Raw genomic sequence first — 15,055 nt, forward strand, 5'->3', positions numbered from 1 at the left:
CTAATGGCGCGGGGAGAACCCGCGTAGCCGGCCGAGTTCCCTGCGGTGCCGTTCGGCAAGCACGGCGGCCAGTGCGAGCTGGGGCGGGGTGCCGGGCGGCGGCGGAGGGGCCACCCGACTGACCACGTCGCCGGCGATCCGGTGCGCCATCTGATCGCGCAGCTGTGGATCGAGTTGCATTGCACGCGAGAGGAATTGGCGCGCGACTTCAGCTTGTTCGGCACCTAGACCCGACAGCTGCAGCGACGCGGCCCACCACGCCAGCTGCGGAGGCATGGTGGGCGGCGGACCAGGCTTGGGCCCGCGCTCGCTGATCACCACCGTGCCGGCGAAGACGTCGCCGATCCGTTTGGCTCGCGGTGAGAGCATGCTGCAGATGACGGCGGGACTGCCCAACAATCCCCAGATCTCGACGATCGAGGCCAGTGCCCGAAACAGAGCCTGGCGGAAACGCTCCGGGCCGCCGTCGTCGGAGACGACTCGCAAACCCATCGCCATCTTGCCGAGCGTGCGACCGCGTGTCGCCGTCTCGAACACCAGCGGGTAGCCGACGAAGACCAGCACGGTGAAGATGATCATGATCGCCCCGGTCACCGCGTCGTCGAACTGGGTGAGCGCGCCCGCCCACAACATCAAGGCCACCAGGTAGCCGACCAGGATGACGGCGATGTCGATGAGCGCACTCAGCGCTCGCACCGGTAGTTGGGCGATCCGGACGTCGAGCACCACGGCGTCCCCGGTCACCACTTCCGACATACAGCGAACGCTACCTCGGTTTGACTAGTGTTTACTCGGTGGACGTCGACGCATTCGTGCTCGCACACCGCGACATGTGGGACCGCCTCGATCGATTGGTGAAAGACCGCCGCCGGCTCAATGGCGTCGAGGTCGACGAGCTGGTCGAGCTCTACCAACGGGCCTCGACGCATTTGTCGATGCTGCGCTCCGGATCGTCCGATTCGGCGCTGGTCGGCAGTCTTTCGAGCCTGGTGGCGCGGGCCCGGGCTGCGGTCACCGGCGCGCACGCACCGCTGTCCAGCGAGTTCATCCGGTTCTGGACGGTGTCCTTCCCGGTGGTTGCCTACCGCTCCTGGCGGTGGTGGCTGGCGACCGCCGTGGTGTTCTTCGCCGTCGTGGCGGCGGTCGCGCTGTGGGTCATCGGTAGCCCGGAGGTGCAGTCCACCATCGGAACACCAAGCGAGATCGACGAATTGGTCAATCACGATTTCTCCTCCTACTACAGCGAGCATGCCGCGGCCGCGTTCGCGCTGCACGTGTGGGTAAACAACTCCTGGGTGGCCGCGAAATGCATCGCATTTTCCGTCGTACTGGGCGTGCCCATACCGTTCGTGCTGTTCGCCAACGCCGCCAATGTCGGCGTCGTCGCCGGTCTGATGCTCCAGGCCGGCAAGGCCGACTTGCTGCTGGGCTTGCTGCTCCCGCATAGCCTGCTGGAGCTGACGGCGGTCTTCCTCGCGGGAGCGGCAGGCATGCGGCTGGGCTGGTCGGTGATCGCCCCGGGGGATCGTCCACGCGGGCAGGTGCTCGCCGAGCAGGGTCGGGCCGTGGTCTCAGTCGCCGTGGGTTTGGTTGTGGTGCTGCTTGTTTCGGGTGCCATCGAGGCCTTCGTCACCCCATCCGCGTTGCCGACCATCCTGCGAGTCGGCATCGGAATCCTGGCCGAGGCAGGCTTTTTGGCCTACGTCGGCTATTTCGGCAGCCGCGCGGTTCGGGCCGGCGACACCGGTGACATCGCCGACGCGCCAGATGTGGTCCCAACCCGGTGAGCTAGAGCCGGCCGGTGGCTTTCATCGCCAGATATCGGTCGGCCAATGCCAGAGCGACCTCGGTGGGCGGTGCGTCGACCACTTCCACTCCACTGTGGCGTAGTCGCGAGGCGATCGCCCACCGCTCGTTTCGGGACCGTTCGGCGGCCGCCGCGTCGTACACCGCGGCCGCGTCGGCACGGCCGTTGGCCAGTTGGTCGACGCGCGGGTCAGTGACCGCGACGACGATCACCCGGTGCCTGGCGGACAGCTGCGGAAGTACCGGCAACAAACCCTCGTCGAGAGCGCTCGCATTGAGGTCGGTCATCAGCACCACCAGCGCGCGGCGCCGAGTGCGACGCATGATGGCGGAAACCATTGCCCTGGCGTCCGATTCGACGAGCGCTGGTTTCAGTGCCGCCATCGCCTCGACCAGTCGAGCCAGCAACTCCGTGCGCGACGCGCCGAACACGCCGGCCTGAGTCGTCCGGTCGTGAGCGAGGAAGTCGACATGGTCACCCGCTCGCGAAGCGAGTGCGGCCAGTAGCAGAGCGGCGTCCATCGACCAGTCCAGCCGCGGCCAGCCGCCGGGGTCACCGGCGGTGGGGTCCACCCCGACGCGACCGGCGGACGTACGTCCGGTGTCGAGTGCGATGAGCACTCGCCGGTCGCGTTCGGGCCGCCAGGTCCGGACCACGACGTCGGCCCGTCGAGCGGTCGCCCGCCAGTCGATTGAGCGCACGTCGTCGCCGACCACATACTCTCGTAGCGAGTCGAATTCGGTTCCCTGGCCGCGGGTCAGGGTCGGCAGCAGCCCGTCGATCTCGCGGAGCCTGGCCAGCCGCGACGGCAGATGCTTGCGGGACAGGAACGGTGGCAGCACCCGCACCTGCCCGGGCACTGGGCGTGATCTCTGCCGGCCGGCCAACCCCAGCGGGCCGATTGAACGGGCGGTCACCACCGCCGATTGCTGATCGCCGCGGCGAACCGGCCGTAGCCAGGTGTCGACCCGGCGCACCTGCTCGGCAACGATGTCGACGGAATGAGTTGGCGGCTCGGCCCGCGTGCTGGGTGGCCAGGCATCGCGAACCTGGCCGCGGAACCCTCGCCGACCGCCGTTATAGATCAGCAGACCGAGACCCACCGTCTCACCGAGCCGAACCGACCCACTCGGTAACCGGGAGTACTGCAGCCGGGACGGGCTGGCGGCCAAACCGACGTCAGCGAGGACCGCGACCGCCAGCAGCGCCAGCAGCAAGCCGAAAGACGCTGCCGGCCGGGGCGATAGCGCAATCGGTAACGCGCACAGCAGTGCGAGCAGGCCGGCGCGCCCGGTCAAGATCACTAGCGGGGCACCGGAACCGAGGCCAAGATGCCGTCCAGCACGCCGTCGGTGGTGGCGCCTTCCAGTTCTGCCTCCGGCCGGAGCAGCATCCGGTGACGCAGCGTCGGGCGGGCCATCGCCTTCACGTCGTCGGGAGTCACATAGGCACGCCCGGACAGCCACGCCCATGACCGTGCCGTGGCCAGCAAAGCAGTTGCACCGCGCGGTGAAACGCCCAATTGCAGCGCCGGCGAATGGCGGGTCGCGCCGACGATGTCGACGATGTAGCCCAGCACTTCGTCGGCCACCCGCACCCGACGCATCGCGTCGCGGCCCGCCGCCAACTCAGCCGCTCCGGCAACCGGCCGGATCGCCGACAGGTCGCGCGGGTCGAAGCCGTGTGCGTGCCGGCCGAGAATGGCGATTTCGGCATCACGCGGCGGCAGCGGCACATCCAGCTTCAGCAGAAACCGGTCAAGCTGGGCCTCGGGCAACTGGTAGGTGCCTTCGTATTCGATCGGGTTCTGCGTCGCCGCAACGATAAACGGATCGGGCAGCAGCCTGGGCTCGCCGTCCACGCTGACCTGACGCTCCTCCATCGCCTCCAGCAGGGCGGCCTGCGTCTTCGGCGGCGTGCGGTTGATTTCGTCAGCGAGCAGGAGATTGGTGAAAACCGGGCCGCTGCGGAACGCGAACGCCGCGGTGCGGGTGTCGTAGACCAGCGATCCGGTGATGTCGCCGGGCATCAGGTCCGGCGTGAACTGGACGCGCTTGAAGTCCAACCGCAGTGCGGCGGCCAAAGAACGAACCAGCAGCGTCTTGGCCACGCCCGGAACACCTTCGAGTAGAACGTGACCGCGGCAGAGCAGCGCGATCACCAGCCCGGTGATCACCGCGTCCTGCCCCACCACGGCCTTGCCGATCTCGGCGCGCAGCGCCAGTAACGCATGGCGCGCTGCCTGCGCCGGCGGGGCTGAAGCGGAGCTGGGAGGTGGCTGATTCATAGGTGGGCGACCTGCCTTTCGATGTCATCGAGTGCGCGGGTGAGCTGTACCAGGTCGGCATCGGTGGCCGGCGGCGAGCCAAACAGGATATGCCGCAACGTCTCCGGATCGGACCTGCTCCGCTGGGCGATGGCGAGCGCCACCGCCGGTGGCGGGGTGTCGGCACCCAGGCCGAGGCGGGGCAGCATTCGCTGTAGGGCGGCGCTGCGCAATGCTTGCGCGGCCCGATCGCGGGCCCGCCGCGATCGGTACAGCCGGCCGCGGCCTTCGACCGTCTCCGACGCCCGAACCACGACCGGCAGATGCTCGGCGACCAACGGCCCGATCCGTCGACCCTTCCATGATGCGATCAGCGCCACCGCCAGCCACAACTGCACGACCATCCAGCCGACGCCGTCGGGGATCAGATCGAAAAGCTTTGCCTTACCTGATGATCCACCTTCGATGTGTTGCGGTGCGTACCACACCAGACGGGAATGTCCACCGACAAGGTTCATCGCCAGCGCCGCGTTGCCGGCCCGCAGCAGGCCGCTGTTGGTCATGAAGTCCGTGCTGCCGAGCACTGTCACCGCGCGTCCGCCCTCGCGGTAGCGGACCAATGCTCCACCATAGCAGCTGGTCACCGCTGTATCGCCGACGGCCCGGAACGTGTTCGACACCCCGAAATCCACCGACCCTGCCTGATTCGCCTCTCGCAGAACACAATCCGGCTTGGTGTCCGACGCGCTGGCACCGCCGCTTCGGATACCTGCAGCGAGCGCGGCCCGGGCGTGCGAGGTCGGTTCGACCAGCAGCAGATCGCTCGGCACGTCGGCCAGTCGTTTCAGCAGTGGCTCGTCGGTGACGCGCTGGGTTTCCGCGAACAACAGCAGTGTTCCGGGACGTACTGCGGTCGCGGCGTCGTCGATGCTGTTGGCGACGACGACGGTGACGCCACGGTCACGCAGCAGTGCTACCAGCGCGTGGGCGCCGGCGGGGCCGGTCGAGCCGGGGTCCATGTGCCCACCCCGCCGCGGCGCGGTCAGGTAGGTGCCGATCGCGGCCACGGCGAAGATGGCGAGCAATGCGGCCAGGGCCGACCGCCACGGCCGTCGCCGCACCGGCCGGGGTTCCTGTGCGACCGTCACCGAACCGGGGTCCATGAGTGGGCTGCGGTCCGCTTGGAAGACCCGGATTGGACGGCCGCAGAATGGAATCGAAGATGGTTGTCGAGATCCACGATCATCCGGTACGCAACCGCAGTGCCCGGTCGCTCGCCATAGGTGACGTCGTTGAATGTGGTTGCCGATCGCGACAATTCGGCGGCCAACGCGGGTATACGTTCGGCCGCGTCCGCGGCCAGCTCGTTGGCGGTCCGACCAGGCGCCGGGTCCAAGGTCCCGTTCTCTTCGAGGCCGCGTGCCACCGCGCGCAGTCGATGCCGAATAGCTGAGGCCCAATCTCCCTCCGCGGCAAACTGTTCGGCGATGGCGCGGTGCTGGGCGGCGCTGAGCTGACCGACGTCGAACAATTGGTAGTCGGCGGCTTTGCGGGTACGGATGGTTCGTCGCGCGATGCGAATGGCGGCAACTACCGCGACGACCAGCAGGGTGACCAGCACGCTGATGGTCAGCCACCCGCCCGGAACCGAGGAGCCTTGCTCGATCAGGCGGTACAGCAGCTCGTGGATCCATTCGTGAACCCGTTGCGCCACCGAGCCTTTGGGGTAGATCGGCTTGTCGAGTTCGCGCTGGGCAGCCTGGTGGGCGGTATCGCGGTCGATGTCGATAGTGGGCATCCTCGGCTCGTCCCTACGCCGGCCGAGTCAACCAGAGGTAGTCGATGGACGCGATCGCCGCTGGGCCTCCGGCGGCGCCGGTCCGCAGCACCAGGTCGAACGCCTCGCCGCGGATCCGGCGGTCGGTGTAGAGCAGAGCGACCACGCCCGCGCTGAACGGTGCAGTGATGATTCGGCCGATCGCCGATCCGACGGCCCCCACCGTCAAGCCAAGCAGCTCCGGGCCTCCGGGGCCGCCCAGCAGGTGACCGAGGAAGTCGAACGGGACAGCGATGGCACCGGCGACCAAAGTGATCACCAACCAGGTCAGCACGCGGATAGCGAGAACTCGCCAGAAGCTGTTGCGTATCAGCGCAAATGATCGCGTCACCGCATCGATCACTGGCAGCCGCTCGAGCACGATCAGCACCGGCGCGAACGTCAGCGCCGCGTACAGATAGACCACCGCCGCGATCGACGTCAGCACCAGCGGGAAGCCGAGGATGATCGCCGCTGCCGGGTTGCCGGCCGCAGCGATGGCCCCGATGATCAATCCCACCAGGCCGCAAAGCAGTAGCAGCCCGGCACATTCCAGCGCCACCAGCCCGATCAGCGCGGGCAGCCGTCCCCGAATTCTGGCCCACGCTTCGCCGGCGTTGATTGTCGAACCGAACACCGCCCGGCCGACGACGACCGCGAGCATTCCGGTCAGCAGGGTCCCGGCCAGCCAACCGACGAGGCCGCTGAGCGCTCCCGCGCCCATCCAGGCCCCCACGTCACCTCCGGTGAGTTCGTCTGGCGGGGCTGTTCTCAGTCGGCTGGCTGCAGCCAATGGTCCGAGGGTCGCGATGAGGGTGACGACTTGCGTGATCACCACGACGACGGCCGTTAGCCCCAGCGTGGCCCTGGGATTGGCGCGGATGTAGACGGCCGCGCCGTTGAAGATGTCGCTGAGGCTCAACGGTCGCAACGGGATGATCCCCGGCGCCCATCTTCGGCGAACCTGCGGCGGCGGAACGCCGTAGCCGGGCTGCGGGGCATAGGCGGCCTGCGGAGCGTAGCCCGGCGGGGGCGGGTAGCTGGGGTATGGACCTTGATAGCCGGGCGGCGGATAGCCAGGCGGCGGGTAACCCATGGGCGGATAGCCGGGCGGCGGATACCCGGCGGGGCGGTAACCGATCGGAGGGTAACCGCTATAGGGGTAATCCGGATCCGGGTAAATCGGATAATCCGGCGGCGGCGTGCTCACCAGGCGGAGCCACCGGTCCGGTCGATCATCAAGCGTCGCTCCTCAGTATCGCTTCGCTCTGCATTGTCGCCGTCGCGCATGGCTCCATACTGTCGAGCACCCGGGCATTTCTCAATGTGCCTCGGCGTCTGCGGGCCTCGAGCCCCGGTGCTGGTGCGGCGCGTAGCCTCTCGCTCATGGCGGAACTGAAGTCCCGGTTGCGGACGGACCTGACCGACGCGATGAAGGCGAAGGACAAGCTGCGCACCGCGACGCTGCGGATGCTGCTGGCCGCGATCCAGACCGAGGAGGTCGCCGGCAGCCAGGCACGAGAACTCTCCGACGACGAGGTGCTCAAGGTGCTGGCCAAGGAGTCCCGCAAGCGTGGCGAGGCAGCTCAGATCTACACCCAGAACGGCCGCGGCGAGCTCGCGGCCAATGAGCACGCTGAAGGCCGAGTCATCGACGAGTATCTGCCGACCCCGCTGACCGACGCCGAGTTGGCCGACGTCGCCGATACCGCAATCGCGCAGGTTGCCGAAGAGCTGGGCGAGCGCCCGGGCATGAAGCAGATGGGCATGGTGATGAAGGCGGGCACCGCGCTGGCTGCGGGCAAGGCGGACGGAGCGCGTCTGTCGAAAGCGGTCAAAGACCGTCTTTAGTGCGGTTTATCGGCGCCGGAGCTCGATGGGTCGTTTGCCTCAGCGGGGCGCGGGTACCCAAATCGGATGACACGGTTTGGCTATACCCTGATGACCGAACAAAACGGCCCCAAAGACCTTGTCCGGTATGCGATTTCGGCTGAACACCAAGGATTCGACTTCGAGGTTACCAGCGATCACTATTCGCCATGGCTGGCTTCTCAAGGCCACGCGCCCAACGCGTGGGCGGTGCTGGGAGCCGTTGCTCAGCTCACCCAACACGTCGACCTCTATACCTACGTGACCTGCCCGACCATGCGTTATCACCCCGCGGTCGTCGCGCAGCAAGCCGCGACCGTACAGATCCTCGCCGACGGGCGGTTCACCCTGGGTCTGGGCAGCGGCGAAAACCTCAACGAGCACGTGGTCGGAAGGGGCTGGCCCGCGATCACGCAGCGGCAGGACATGCTGCGCGAAGCGATCGAGATCATTCGCGCGCTGTTCGGCGGCGATCTGGTCGACTGGCGGGGCGACCATTACCAGGTCGACTCCGCGCGACTGTGGGACCTGCCCGACGTGCCGGTCGGCATCGGCGTGGCGATGGGCGGGAAGAAGGCGATCGAGAAGTTCGGTGTTCTCGCCGACCACCTGATCACGGTGGAACCCGACGGGGATCTCGTGCACGAGTGGCATTCCGCACGGCAGGCCAACGGAATGGCCGGCGGTGGCCGGATCATCGGGCAGATCCCGATCTGTTGGGACGCCGATCGCGATGCGGCCGTCCGACGTGCGCACGACCAATTCCGCTGGTTCGGCGGTGGCTGGAAGGTGAACGCCGACTTGCCCACCCCGGCGGGCTTTGCCGGTGCGACGCAGTTCGTCCGCCCCGAGGATGTCGCTGACAGCATCCCCTGCGGCCCGGATCTGGATGCCATCGTCGACGCGGTTCGCCCCTTCTGGGAGGCGGGCTTCACCGACATCGCGCTGCTGCAGATCGGCGGCGACAGCCAAGAACCGTTCCTCAAAGAAGCCGCCGAACCGCTGCTGGCGGCTCTGCGGACGGCAGCGGGCGCCGATCACGATGACTGATCTCGCCGCACACACGACCACCACGACCCTGGTCAAAGGCTTGGGCGGGGCCAGCCTCGGACTCGGGCTCAGCGAGCTTCTGGCGCCCACCAAGGTCGCCGCCATAGCGGGTATCAACGACACCAGCCGATCCCGGGTGGTGATCAGGGCGCTGGGAATGCGGGAATGCGGGCACGCCGCAGCTGTGCTGTCCGGACCGAGCGAGCTGGTGTGGACCCGGGTCGCCGGCGATGTGCTGGATCTCGCTTTGCTGGGTTCTGCGCTGGCGAGAAGCAACCACCGGCGGCGACGTCAACGCGGGACGGCCTCGGCGCTGGCTCTCGTCGTTATCGGTGCCGTCGACCTCTATACGGCGTTGCGCACCACTGGAAGCAACGGTCCGATCAACCCTTGAAGGAGATTACCGATGTCAAACTCGTTGCACGACAGGAAGGTAGCCATTTTGGCTGCCGACGGCGTGGAGAAGGTCGAACTCGAGCAGCCGCGGGCGGCGCTGCGTGAGAACGGCGCACAGGTTGAGTTGCTCTCGCTGAAAACCGATGACATCCAAGCGCGTAACCACGACCTGGAGCCGGCCGGCACATTCGCCGTCGATCGAGCAGTATCCGAAGCATCCGTCGATGAGTTCGACGCGTTGGTTCTGCCTGGCGGCACGGTGAATCCTGACAAGCTGAGACTGGATAGTTCGGCGGTATCGTTCGTGCGCGATTTCGTGAATTCCGGCAAGCCGGTCGCCGCCATCTGCCACGGACCCTGGACTCTGGTGGAGGCGGGCGTGGTCGCCGGGCGAACGTTGACCTCGTATCCGAGCATCCGCACCGATTTGCGCAATGCCGGCGCCAAAGTGATCGACGAGGAGGTTGTCGTCGATCGAAATCTGATCACCAGCCGGTCACCGGCTGACCTCCCGGCATTCTGCGCCAGCATCGTCAAGCACCTCGAGCAAGCTCCGGCGCACAGCTGATTACTTCGCCGACGAATCGGTTTCGGGACCGTGGATTGTGGGCATCAATCCCTCAAGTGACCAACACGGCGATCAACTGCTCGAAAGGCCGAAGTGACCATCGCTTATCCCGCACCGGGAAATTCGCTCGATACCGACGGTGTTTATCCTCCCCAACATGACTCGCAACTGCTGATCGACAGCCTGCAAAAGTCCGAGTTGGCGCCGGGGCGGCGGGTATTGGACCTGTGTACGGGAAGCGGCGTGGTCGCGATCGCCGCCGCCGAACTCGGCGCGGCCGGCGTGATCGCGTTCGACATCTGCCCGCGCGCGGTGCATTGCTCGCGGGGCAATGCCGTCTACACCGGCGTCGACATCGATGTTCGTGAAGGATCATGGTCCGGCGCTTTGGATTTCGCGCCCTTCGACCTGATCGTGTCGAATCCCCCTTACGTGCCTACCCCGCCGTCCGGCGACACTGTCGTCATCCCGATCACTGCGGGTCCCGCACGAGCCTGGGACGCGGGTGTCGACGGGCGGATGGTGCTTGATCCGTTGTGCGAATCAGCCGCCGGGCTACTGGACGCGGGTGGCTCCATGTTGCTGGTGCAGTCGACGCTATCCGGCGTCGGAAAATCGGTGGAATCGCTACGGTCGACCGGATTGCACGCTGAAGTCATTGCTCGCCGGTTCATTCCGTTCGGCCCAGTGCTCTCGGCGCGGGCCGGCTGGCTGGAAGTCACCGGCCAGATCAAGCGGGGATGCCGGACAGAAGAACTAGTGGTGATCCGAGCGGACAAGCCGTGACCGAACGCATGCGGGTACAGGTGATACCGAACGGCCCGGTGCTGATACCCGGGCCGGTGCGCATCGAGACGCCGGGCGGCGGTGTCGTCGAATCCGACCGATTCCTGGTCGCGGTATGCACGTGCCGCCGAAGTAAGAACTACCCGATGTGCGACACCAGTCACCGGCGATGTCGCCCCGCCCGGGCTCGCCTTGTCGGTGATGATGCGACGCAAGCGAATTCAGTCAAGCGGCCGTCGTAGCGACGTCTCGTCGGCCTTCCATGACGTCATGATGACGTCGGCCAGCCTGTCCTCGACGGCGGCGTGTGCGCGGATGCCGAACACTACATCGTGGTCCAGGTGAGGTTCTCGGGTGACGAGATCGCCCACTACGTCATTGCGCACCACCTGCTCGTGCACCGCGTCGGCCTCGACGTGTTCCCGGTAGAACGCAACGCATTCCGGCGGTGCGCCCAATCGCTCCAACGCCTCGACCAACCGGCGTGAACCGGGCGACGAGGTGATCTCCGTCGACGCGAAATGTCCGACGGCGGCTCCACGGAACTCGCGATGCAAGCCGAACAGCGACATCAGATTCACCACCGCCAGCGATTCGGCGGGAACGATGTCGAGGTATGCCAGATACGTCGCATCCAGTTCGGCCGCGGTCAACAGGTCGGCGAACAGCTGTTGATGGACTCGTGCGCCGTGCCCTGCTCCGTATTCGTCGAATTCGACCGCTACGAACGACGCTTTGGCCTGACCGTGAAGACGGGGGATGGCCCAGGCGTGCGGATCACCCTCCTTGAGGTGGTACAGCGATCGATGCACAAAATATTCGCGCATCTGCTGCCATGATCCGTTGTCGCGCAGCCAGTAGGAAGGACCGGACCCGTCGCCGGATTCGATTGAAAGATCGTCCATTTCGGCTTGCGCGGTGCGGCCGGATTCGATGGTGCCCACGTCGCGGCGCACACCGGCCAGAAACGCACGCTCCAATTGTCCACGCAGATGGAGCAATCCGGCATTCCATTCCCACGTCGGGTCCACGCCGGCGAAGCCGCGGTAATGCAGTTCGTAGCACATGTACAGCGCAAGCTGCAGATCCAGCCCGTACGGATCGGAGTCGCTGACCGATGCGCCTATTCGGATCAGTTGATCGCGGGGTGCCGGCTCGGTGAGGCTGCGTCGTACGGCCATCGACAGCGGACCGTGCGCAGCGGGCAAGGCAGGTTCAACCGTCGACTGAGTCACGGGGGTGTTTACCCGCGCATCGGCACCCGTCAAACGGGCCAGTCGCAGCCGGTCAGCTCGACAGACACGTCCCATAGCCGCCGGGCCATCGCGGGGTCAAGAGCTTTGGCGCGCAGCCTGGTGACCTTCGGCCGGCCCCACTGGTTGAAGCGCGGGGCGAGGTAGCTGCCGCTGGGCAGGTCGGTGGTGACGGCCTGGATGGTGGACCGTGCGCCGGTGGCGGCGCTGTGGGCGGGAAACCGGCGGAAGGTGTGTTCACGGACCCACGGCAACACACCGGTGGTATCCCGGGTGATGTCGGTATCGGTCGCGCCCGGATCGCTCAGGTACGTCCGCACCCCCCGGCCGCTCAGTTCGTGGTTGAACAGCATCACGGCCAATTTCGATTCGCCGTAGGCCGACCATTTTGAGTACTTGCGGTTATGCCAGTTCAAATCGTCGAGGTGAAGACGGCTGAAGGCATAAGCGGAGCTGACCACCGAGAGCACCCGATCCCTGATCCTGTCGCCGAGCAGGCACGTCAACGCGAAATGACCAAGGTAATTCGTGCCCATGTGGGCTTCGAATCCATCTGCCGTGCGCGTCAGTGGCAGGCCCAGCACCCCGGCGTTGTTGATCAGCACGTCAACGCCATCCACCGAGTCGGCGAACTTTCGGACGCTGGCCAGATCGGCCAGGTCGAGGTGGGCGACCGTGACGTCGCCGCTCATCGCCGCGGCGGCCCGCTCGGCTTTCGGGATGGTGCGGCAGGCGATGACGACGCGGTGACCGGCAGCCGCGAGCGTGGCCGCGATCTCCGCGCCGATGCCACTGTTGCCGCCCGTGACGATGATGTCCACCGGGCGATCATGCAGTGTTTTCGACAGTCGCGCAGTGGATTTGGGCGAAAAGATCGATCTTGAACGGTTACTTGTGTGCGGTTATTGCACGCGGTCGGCGATCCGGCCCGACCGCCACATCGAACGAGCGGGGATTCGGGCCCGAGGCGGCCAAAAGGCGGGCAAATCACCCCAGTTCACGGTCGACGTTGCTCACCGCTGGCTACCATCGGTTAGTTCGGATGGTTAAGCCATGGCAGCCGTTTGTGCAGGATATTCACGTCTGTGGTTAATAAAACCTTGTGTGAAGGCAAATATTTTTCATTCCGGGCTCTTCAAGATCACCCTCAAGGTACGCTCTACACTTCGGATTTGTTGCACGTCGGTGCAATAACCATAGGGGGCTCCAATGTTGGAACATCGTCGTCTTCTCTTGGCAATTGGCGCGGCGGCCGGCGGCCTCGCCGCTGCTGCGGTCGTCCCTATCGCACTCGCGCACGCCGATGACGGAATTAGCGACGACGACCTTACCTTGGTGTCCGCTGGCCCACACGTGCCCTACACGGCGCTCGGCCCAGACGGGTATGTCGGGTTCCAGCCGTATTTCACCGAGTGGCAGCAGTATCAGCCGACCAATGTGGAAATAGGTGGTACGACCGTCGGCAGTTACGACGTGTTCGAGTCTGACTATGCAACGCCGTGGACTGATGAGTCGATCTATAACTTCGGCGCAGCCACTAGTGGTGGTACCGACCCCGGTGGCCTGGCCGGTGCGACGGTGACCGATTCCGCGTTCTACCCCAGCTTCAACGCCGCCACCGAGCAGTGGCCGCCGGCCGACGTCACCGCCGCGCTCCATGACATCCACGTGACGTTAGGCAACGGCGAAGTGGAGAATCTCCTCGCCATGGCCTCGGGTACCTACTATTCCTTTGATGACCCAGGGGTTGGCTCAGCTCTCTGGTTTGAAGCACCCGGGTCTACCGACGCTTCCCTGATATGGAGTGGGTTGGCTGACACGTCAGCGGCGCTGGCGGCCGTCGAGAATCTGTCTAGCCTATTGCCGCCCGATTTGTGGTACCCCGGAATCTGAAGTGGCCGGGCAGCGCTGATACGGCTATGAAGATCGTGGTGATTGGCGGCACGGGTGTCCTGGGATCGAAAGTGGTAGGGACGCTGCGGGATCGAGGCCACGACACGGTCGCGGCGTCGCGTTCCACGGGCGTCAACGCCCTTACCGGGGAAGGTCTCACGGAAGTTTTGACCGATGCCGCTGTGGTCGTGGATGTGGCCAATGCACCCAACTTCGAGGACGATCCGGTGATGGAGTTCTTCACGACATCGACCAAGAATTTGTCTGCCGCGGCCAAGAGTGCGGGCGTCGGACACTATGTCGCAGTGTCGATCGTTGGTTGCGACCAGTTGCCTGAGAGCGGTTACCTGCGCGCCAAGGTGGCCCAGGAGGAGCTCGTCGAGCACGCGGGGATTCCCTACTCGATCGTGCGTGCTACCCAGTTCATGGAGTTCACGGATGCCATCACGGCATCGTTGACGGTCGGCGACGAGGTGCGTGTGCCCGACGCGCTGATCCAGCCGATCGCCACCGGCGACCTGGCCGGTGAGGTCGCGCGGGTGGCGGAAGCTGCGCCACTGAACGGCATCGAAAACGTCGGAGGGCCCGACAAGATCACCTTCGAGCAGATGGCGCGCGACGCCCTGGCCAAGCAGGGTGAATCCAAGAGCGTCGTGGTCGATCCGGGCGCGACCTACTTCGGGACGCCGCTCGCGATGAACAGCCTGGTTACCCCGTAGGACGCGGGGGCCTTTACGTCAAAGCCGGCCGCGGGGTCGGACTTTAAACTGCTGCAACATGAGTCGGGGTGGCGGGATTCGAACCCACGACCTCTTCGTCCCGAACGAAGCGCGCTACCAAGCTGCGCCACACCCCGCGTGAAGCCACGACAGCGTATCGCACCGCCCCGGCGATCCGCTAAAGCGGATAGCCCAGCCAACAACCGGCGCCGTCGCGGGGCGGATCACATCCGTTCTGGGTACCGATATGCGCCACAATCCGGCGTGGAATAACCGGGAATCGGGTGCTCTTAAATAGACTGAACAGCGCACGACCGTGCGACGGAAGCGAGTAATCATGACGGTGTTAGGCGCCGTGGTGTTCGGCGGATTACTGACCCTCGGGGTGCTGTGGCTGCTGGTAACCGCTCCGGGCAGCGATGTCGATCAGGCGTGGAGCCCACCGATTGAGGGCTCGGACTCGGCCGGCGTCGCCTTGATCCAGTCGTCGCACAACTGATATGTAGAGAAATTTGTCAAGAGGGCAAGGTGAGGCGCCGCCGGGAAGCTACCCCGACGGCGCCTCTTTGCTTCCCCGGCGAGTCTGTGTGGTGAGCGTGTCGGTTGGCGACGCGCGGTCAGACTGATATACG

At 65.8% G+C, this 15,055-nt stretch carries 17 protein-coding genes, 1 tRNA gene and 1 pseudogene; 10 read left to right on the forward strand and 9 right to left on the reverse strand.

The genetic code is table 11. The annotated features are described in order from the left end of the window. Positions 1 to 9: 9 nt before the first annotated feature. Positions 10 to 756: pseudogene (locus VGG53_RS02855) on the reverse strand (RDD family protein); the annotation flags it as partial. A 38-nt stretch (positions 757 to 794) separates the two neighbouring features. Here VGG53_RS02855 and VGG53_RS02860 point away from each other — a divergent pair. Continuing rightward, positions 795 to 1,787: a stage II sporulation protein M gene (locus tag VGG53_RS02860; protein ID WP_331516481.1), complete on the forward strand. Its 993-nt coding sequence runs from the start codon at positions 795 to 797 to the stop codon at positions 1,785 to 1,787. A gap of 1 nt (position 1,788) precedes the next feature. On the opposite strand, the gene VGG53_RS02865 is transcribed toward VGG53_RS02860, so the two are convergent. The 5 genes from VGG53_RS02865 to VGG53_RS02885 are packed head-to-tail and all read right to left on the reverse strand — an operon-like array spanning position 1,789 to position 7,099. Then, entirely contained in the window at positions 1,789 to 3,111 is a 1,323-nt protein-coding gene (locus VGG53_RS02865; RefSeq protein ID WP_331516482.1) for a DUF58 domain-containing protein, read from the reverse strand. Further along, positions 3,111 to 4,094 (reverse strand): MoxR family ATPase, encoded by a 984-nt coding sequence (locus tag VGG53_RS02870; RefSeq protein WP_331516483.1) that lies wholly within the window; start codon positions 4,092 to 4,094, stop codon positions 3,111 to 3,113. Before VGG53_RS02870 ends, VGG53_RS02865 begins: the two co-directional genes overlap by 1 nt. Next, positions 4,091 to 5,236 (reverse strand): DUF4350 domain-containing protein, encoded by a 1,146-nt coding sequence (locus VGG53_RS02875; RefSeq protein ID WP_414688865.1) that lies wholly within the window; start codon positions 5,234 to 5,236, stop codon positions 4,091 to 4,093. Before VGG53_RS02875 ends, VGG53_RS02870 begins: the two co-directional genes overlap by 4 nt. Next, a complete protein-coding gene (locus VGG53_RS02880) occupies positions 5,218 to 5,871 on the reverse strand; it encodes a DUF4129 domain-containing protein (RefSeq protein WP_331516485.1) in 654 nt (217 codons plus the stop codon). Before VGG53_RS02880 ends, VGG53_RS02875 begins: the two co-directional genes overlap by 19 nt. 13 nt (positions 5,872 to 5,884) lie before the next feature. Then, the gene (locus VGG53_RS02885; RefSeq protein ID WP_331516486.1) at positions 5,885 to 7,099 is read right to left on the reverse strand and encodes a hypothetical protein; all 1,215 of its coding nucleotides are present in this window, start codon (positions 7,097 to 7,099) and stop codon (positions 5,885 to 5,887) included. Between the two features lie 176 nt (positions 7,100 to 7,275). Here VGG53_RS02885 and VGG53_RS02890 point away from each other — a divergent pair, with 176 nt between their 5' ends. The 6 genes from VGG53_RS02890 (at position 7,276) to VGG53_RS02915 (ending at position 10,800) form a co-directional block, all read left to right on the forward strand. After that, complete coding sequence (locus VGG53_RS02890; protein WP_331516487.1) at positions 7,276 to 7,740, forward strand: GatB/YqeY domain-containing protein; 465 nt, start codon at positions 7,276 to 7,278, stop codon at positions 7,738 to 7,740. 66 nt (positions 7,741 to 7,806) lie between these two features. Beyond that, positions 7,807 to 8,808: an LLM class F420-dependent oxidoreductase gene (locus VGG53_RS02895; protein ID WP_331516488.1), complete on the forward strand. Its 1,002-nt coding sequence runs from the start codon at positions 7,807 to 7,809 to the stop codon at positions 8,806 to 8,808. Continuing rightward, entirely contained in the window at positions 8,801 to 9,202 is a 402-nt protein-coding gene (locus tag VGG53_RS02900; RefSeq protein ID WP_331516489.1) for a malate dehydrogenase, read from the forward strand. Before VGG53_RS02895 ends, VGG53_RS02900 begins: the two co-directional genes overlap by 8 nt. 12 nt (positions 9,203 to 9,214) lie before the next feature. Further along, complete coding sequence (locus VGG53_RS02905) at positions 9,215 to 9,772, forward strand: type 1 glutamine amidotransferase domain-containing protein (protein ID WP_331516490.1); 558 nt, start codon at positions 9,215 to 9,217, stop codon at positions 9,770 to 9,772. Between the two features lie 93 nt (positions 9,773 to 9,865). Beyond that, on the forward strand, positions 9,866 to 10,558 hold the full coding sequence (locus VGG53_RS02910) for a HemK2/MTQ2 family protein methyltransferase (RefSeq protein WP_331516491.1): 693 nt from the start codon (positions 9,866 to 9,868) through the stop codon (positions 10,556 to 10,558). 8 nt (positions 10,559 to 10,566) lie between these two features. Continuing rightward, on the forward strand, positions 10,567 to 10,800 hold the full coding sequence (locus tag VGG53_RS02915) for a CDGSH iron-sulfur domain-containing protein (RefSeq protein WP_331516499.1): 234 nt from the start codon (positions 10,567 to 10,569) through the stop codon (positions 10,798 to 10,800). Here the strand turns inward: VGG53_RS02915 and VGG53_RS02920 are convergent. Beyond that, positions 10,780 to 11,739, reverse strand: coding sequence for an iron-containing redox enzyme family protein (locus VGG53_RS02920; RefSeq protein WP_331516492.1), 960 nt, complete (start codon positions 11,737 to 11,739; stop codon positions 10,780 to 10,782). The two genes, VGG53_RS02915 and VGG53_RS02920, sit on opposite strands and share 21 nt — an antisense overlap. 83 nt (positions 11,740 to 11,822) lie before the next feature. Then, positions 11,823 to 12,632, reverse strand: coding sequence for an SDR family NAD(P)-dependent oxidoreductase (locus VGG53_RS02925; RefSeq protein WP_331516493.1), 810 nt, complete (start codon positions 12,630 to 12,632; stop codon positions 11,823 to 11,825). A gap of 412 nt (positions 12,633 to 13,044) precedes the next feature. On the opposite strand from VGG53_RS02925, the gene VGG53_RS02930 reads away from it, so the two are divergent. Both VGG53_RS02930 and VGG53_RS02935 read left to right on the forward strand, forming a co-directional pair. Continuing rightward, positions 13,045 to 13,704 carry a hypothetical protein gene (locus tag VGG53_RS02930; protein WP_331516494.1) on the forward strand — a complete coding sequence of 220 codons (660 nt, stop codon included), beginning with the start codon at positions 13,045 to 13,047 and terminating at the stop codon, positions 13,702 to 13,704. Positions 13,705 to 13,730: 26 nt separating this feature from the next. Then, on the forward strand, positions 13,731 to 14,423 hold the full coding sequence (locus VGG53_RS02935) for an SDR family oxidoreductase (RefSeq protein WP_331516495.1): 693 nt from the start codon (positions 13,731 to 13,733) through the stop codon (positions 14,421 to 14,423). Between the two features lie 63 nt (positions 14,424 to 14,486). Here the strand turns inward: VGG53_RS02935 and VGG53_RS02940 are convergent. After that, positions 14,487 to 14,560, reverse strand: a tRNA-Pro gene (locus VGG53_RS02940). A gap of 200 nt (positions 14,561 to 14,760) precedes the next feature. On the opposite strand from VGG53_RS02940, the gene VGG53_RS02945 reads away from it, so the two are divergent. Continuing rightward, complete coding sequence (locus VGG53_RS02945) at positions 14,761 to 14,922, forward strand: hypothetical protein (protein WP_331516496.1); 162 nt, start codon at positions 14,761 to 14,763, stop codon at positions 14,920 to 14,922. Positions 14,923 to 15,055: the final 133 nt, after the last annotated feature.

The organism is Mycobacterium sp. (assembly GCF_036490025.1).
GTDB lineage: Bacteria > Actinomycetota > Actinomycetes > Mycobacteriales > Mycobacteriaceae > Mycobacterium.